This is a genomic window from Kitasatospora sp. NPDC056783, from assembly GCF_042789895.1.
Classification (GTDB): Bacteria; Actinomycetota; Actinomycetes; order Streptomycetales; family Streptomycetaceae; genus Kitasatospora.
The window spans coordinates 1-4,228 of sequence record NZ_JBHUAF010000546.1 but is presented as its reverse complement, the minus strand read 5'-3'; the positions used below and the strand labels follow the sequence as shown (position 1 = coordinate 4,228).

Sequence of the window (4,228 nt, the reverse complement as noted above, 5' to 3'; positions counted from 1 at the left end):
GGGCCCGGCTTCCCCCGCGTTCAGCGGTCGGCGTTCAGTTCAGGACGGCGAGTTCGGCCACCACCGCGCGGTGGTCGCTGCGCGGCAGGGCGTGCTCGGAGACGTCGACGGCGGTCAGCGCGGGCCCGTGCAGGACGTGGTCGATCTGGATGGCGGCCGGGACGCGGTAGTCGGGGTGGTCCTGGGGCCAGGTCGGGAACAGGCCCGCGCCGAGCTCCTCGTGGGTGTCGGTCAGGCCGGTGGCGATCAGGTCGCGCATCGGCTTGTGGTCGAGGGTGGCGTTGAAGTCGCCCAGCAGGACCGCGCCACGGGTGCGCCCGGGCGCGGCCGCGCGCAGGTCGTGCAGTCCCTCGGCCCAGCGGCGGGCGTCGCCGAGCGGGTAGTAGGTGTGCACGGCGACCAGCTGCACCGGGCGGCCGCCCACGTCGACGGTCAGATTGGTGGTCGGCCAGGCCGGGTCGGCGGCGGAGCTGACGGGCAGCCGGGTGTAGAGCGCGGTGTCGGTGCCGGCCGGCCGCTCACGGTGCGGCAGCAGGGCGCGGATGCCCGCCGCGTCCAGGGCGTCGGCGGCGGAGTCGCTCTGCTCCTCGACCGCGAGCACGTCGATCCGCTGGTCGCGCACCAGGTCGACCAGGGACTTCGGCGAGACCTGCCCCATGAAGTTGTTGCTGGTCGCCACCCGCAGCCGGGGCGCGTCGGCCGGCGCGTCGGCCCCGTCCGGCACGAGCCGGGGTATCAGCCACCACAGGTGCAGCACCACCAGCGCGGCCGCGACCCCGGTCAGCCACCGGGCGCGCAGCAGCGCCACCGCCACCAGCAGCACCACGCCGAGCAGGGCCGCGTACGGCAGCCCGGCCATCGGCAGGGCCAACACCGTGCCGTCGTCCCACCCGAACACCCGCACGGCGGCGAGCGCGGCCGGGCCCAGCAGCAGCGCCGCGCACCCGGTCAGCGCGGCGAGGCGCCACCGGCCTCCGCCTCCGGGTGACGCGCTCCTCGGCCTGCCGTCCGTCACGGTGCTCCTTCCAGGGGCGGTCGGCGGTCGTGATCACCGGCCGCCGTCGTGAAGGACGGACGCCCTCGCCCGCGACCCGGTTCCGCCCCACCGGCCGAGGCCGGGGAGCGGGGCCCGGGCGTCGCGGATCGCCCGCGCGCTCCCGGGCCGGGCCCGGGGCGCGGTGCGGTCAGACGGGTGGGATCGGGCCGAGGTAGAAACCGCCGGAGGCGTCGATGGCCTGACCGGTCACCCAGCGGCCCTGCGCGCCGGCCAGGAAGCCCACGATGTCGGCGACGTCCTCCGGCCGGCCGATCCGGCCCAGGGCGGTCAGCGACTCCAGCCAGCCGTTGGTCTCCTCGGCGCCCACCCACGCGGACGTCATGTCGGTGAGGATCACACCGGGGTTGATGGTGTTCACGGTGATCCCCCGCCGGCCGAGCTCGTTGGCGAGCGGGGCGGCGAGGCCCGTCAGCGCCGTCTTGCTGACGGAGTAGCCGATCTGGACGGGCGCGCCGATCCGGGCGGCCGTCGAGGCCATGTTCACGATCCGGCCGCCGTCCCGCAGCAGCGGCAGGGCCCGCTGGATCAGGAAGAGCGGGGTGCGCACGTTGACCGCCATCACCCGGTCGAACTCCTCCTCGGTGATCTGCCCGATCGAGGCCATCACGTGGATGCCTGCGTTGTTGACCAGGACGTCCAGGCCGTCCTCGCCGTGCTCCGCCAGCCCCGCCGTGAGGCCTTCGAACAGCTGGTCCAGCGCGCCGTCCTCGCCGAACCGGGCCCGCACCGCGAACGCCCGGCCGCCCGATCCGGCGATCAGCTCCACGGTCTCCGCGGCGGCGTTCTCGTTGCCGCCGTAGTGCACCGCGACCAACGCCCCGTCGGCGGCGAGCCGCAGCGCGACCGCCCGGCCGATCCCGCGCGAGCCGCCCGTCACCAGTGCCGTCCTGCCGTCGAGTTCTCCCATGGCGGAACACTCCCCTCCTGTCGGATCCGGGGCGGCTCCGGGTCGTCATGACCGGATGCCGGACAGCCCCGGCCCCCCGTACCTGCCCGGGTTGGGAGATCCCGGACCGCGCGGGCGGCCTGTTGTCCGATATCCGACCTCCCAGCCCCACCAACGGCACGACGGCGGATCGCCAGCCCCTGCGGTCCCAGCGGGCGCCGGCCCGCGGACGCCGGCCCGCGGGCTACGGCTCGGCGGGGGCGTCGCCGTCGAGGGCCCGGACGGCGGCGCCGAAGCGCCAGGCCTCGATGTCGCGGTAGTGGATCGGCCCGGGGCCGCGGCCGATGTTGCTGCCGACGAGGTGGAGGCGTTCGGTCCGCCAGAGGCCGCCCGTGAACCCGGTGAGCCCGGCCGCGGCCAGCGGGACGCTGACGGCGTCGTCGCGGCGGGAGCGTGCCAGCGTCAGATGGGGGTGCAGCGGCCGCTCCCTGAACGCGATGCCGCAGGACCTGACCAGGTCCCGGACGTCGGCGGCGAGCAGGTGCAGTCGCTCCAGGTCGCCGTCGATCCCGGTCCACAGCAGTCGCTGGTCGAAGTGGCCGCCGCCGCGCAGGCCCAGGCGCAGGGCGGGGTGCGACGCGGCCCGGTCGGCCAGCGCCGCGCGCAGCGGGGGTACCACCGTGGAGGGTTGTTCACCGAGGAAGGCCAGGGTGATGTGCCAGTCCTCGATCCGGTTCCACCGCAGCCGCGGGTACCTGACGTAGGCGGGCTCCAGGGCCCGGGCCAGTTCGTCCTTGGCCTCGTCGGGCGGAGCCAGGGCCACGAAGACCCGCCGGGTCGGGGGTTCGGTGTGATCGTCCACGTGGGGGAGGCTAGCCGAGGGCGGATCGCCGGTGCCCACCGGTGAGCCGTGGTCGCAGGGGCGCGGGCGGCCGCCGGCGGCCTGCGGGGCTCCCCCGGCCCGGTCCGCGACGCCCCCTGCGGCGACTGTCCGGCCTTGTGCCGTACGGGTCGTGACGATCCGTGGACGGATCTGGCGCCTTCCTTCACCGTTCCGATACGGTCTGGACCAATCAGCGGCCGATCTTCCTCCGACGCCGCTCCGCCGCGCTCCGAAAGCCCCTTGGGAGTCGTCATCAGCGCCCAGCCCGCCTCCTCCGTCCCGCTCACGCTCCCCGCACTCCTGGACCACCGGGCGGCCCTCCATCCCGACCGCGTCGCCCTGCTCGTTCCGGGCGGCGGGAGCCTCACCTACGGCCGGTGGCGCGCACGGGCGGTGCGGGCCGCGCACGGGCTGGCCCGGGCGGGGGTCCGGCCGGGGGACACGGTGGCGCTGCTGTTCACCAACCGGGAGTGGGACGGGTACGCCGTGGCGTTCCTGGCGGCCCACTACGCGGGCGCGGCCGGGCTGGTGATCCGCGAGGATCTGGGCCCGGCCGACGTGGAGCGGCTCGTCGAGGTCACCGGAGCGAGCCGGGCGGTCGCCGGGAGCGGCCCTCGCACCGCGCTGCCCTCGTTCCGGCTGGAGGAGCTGGAGGAGCCCGGCGTCCAGGACGGGGCGGAGCCGCCGCACCGGGTCGCCCCCGGGGACCTGGCCCAGGTCATCGGGACCTCCGGCACGACCGGCACCCCGAAGGGCGTCCGGGCCGCGCACGCGAGCCTGACCGCCGGACTGGCCCTCGATCCGCGCCCCCGGCCGTACGCGCACTCCCGGCACGCGGTGCACGCCTTCCCGATCGGGACCAACGCCGCCCAGGCGGTCCTGGTGAACGCGCTGACCGCGCAGCCCACGACGGTCTGCCTGCCGCGCTTCGACGCGGAGGAGTTCGGGCGGGTGGTCGAGGAGTTCGGCGCGGGCACGGTCTTCCTGGTGCCGTCGATGGCGGTGGAACTGCTGAACTCCGGGATCGCCGAGCGCCGGGACCTCGGCGGCGTCCTGCTGGTCGGCTCCACCGCCGCCGCCCTCCCGCCGGCCGTCGCCGCCGGGCTGTCCGCCGCCCTGCCGAAGGCGACGGTCGTCAACACCTACACCTCCGCCGAGGCGTCCCCCGCCCAGATATCCGCGATCGTGGACCCGGCCCGCCCGGGCTCGGTGGGCCGCCCGACCGACCCGGCCGACCTGCGCATCCTGGACGACACCGGGGAGCCGGTGGAGCCCGGTGCGACCGGCGAGATCTGGCTGCGCCAGCCCGGCCCGCCGCGTGAGTACGCCGGCGCGGCCTCCGACGCCGTCGTCCGCGCCGGCTGGGTGCGCATGGGTGCCCTCGGCAGGCTCGACGGGGACG

4 protein-coding genes are annotated in these 4,228 nt (G+C 76.1%); 1 reads left to right on the top strand and 3 read right to left on the bottom strand.

The window, feature by feature from the left end; genetic code table 11:
- Nucleotides 1-34 precede the first annotated feature (34 nt).
- The 3 genes from ACFRMQ_RS38795 to thpR form a co-directional block, all read right to left on the bottom strand.
- A complete protein-coding gene (locus ACFRMQ_RS38795; RefSeq protein ID WP_380735602.1) occupies nt 35-1,015 on the bottom strand; it encodes an endonuclease/exonuclease/phosphatase family protein in 981 nt (326 codons plus the stop codon).
- A gap of 169 nt (nt 1,016-1,184) precedes the next feature.
- Nucleotides 1,185-1,964 carry an SDR family NAD(P)-dependent oxidoreductase gene (locus tag ACFRMQ_RS38790; protein WP_380735601.1) on the bottom strand — a complete coding sequence of 260 codons (780 nt, stop codon included), beginning with the start codon at nt 1,962-1,964 and terminating at the stop codon, nt 1,185-1,187.
- Nucleotides 1,965-2,187: 223 nt separating this feature from the next.
- Nucleotides 2,188-2,805, bottom strand: coding sequence for an RNA 2',3'-cyclic phosphodiesterase (thpR, locus tag ACFRMQ_RS38785; protein WP_380735600.1), 618 nt, complete (start codon nt 2,803-2,805; stop codon nt 2,188-2,190).
- Between the two features lie 261 nt (nt 2,806-3,066).
- Here thpR and ACFRMQ_RS38780 point away from each other — a divergent pair.
- Nucleotides 3,067-4,228, top strand: a 1,162-nt coding sequence (locus tag ACFRMQ_RS38780; RefSeq protein WP_380735599.1) for a class I adenylate-forming enzyme family protein, incomplete at its 3' end; no start/stop codon positions are given.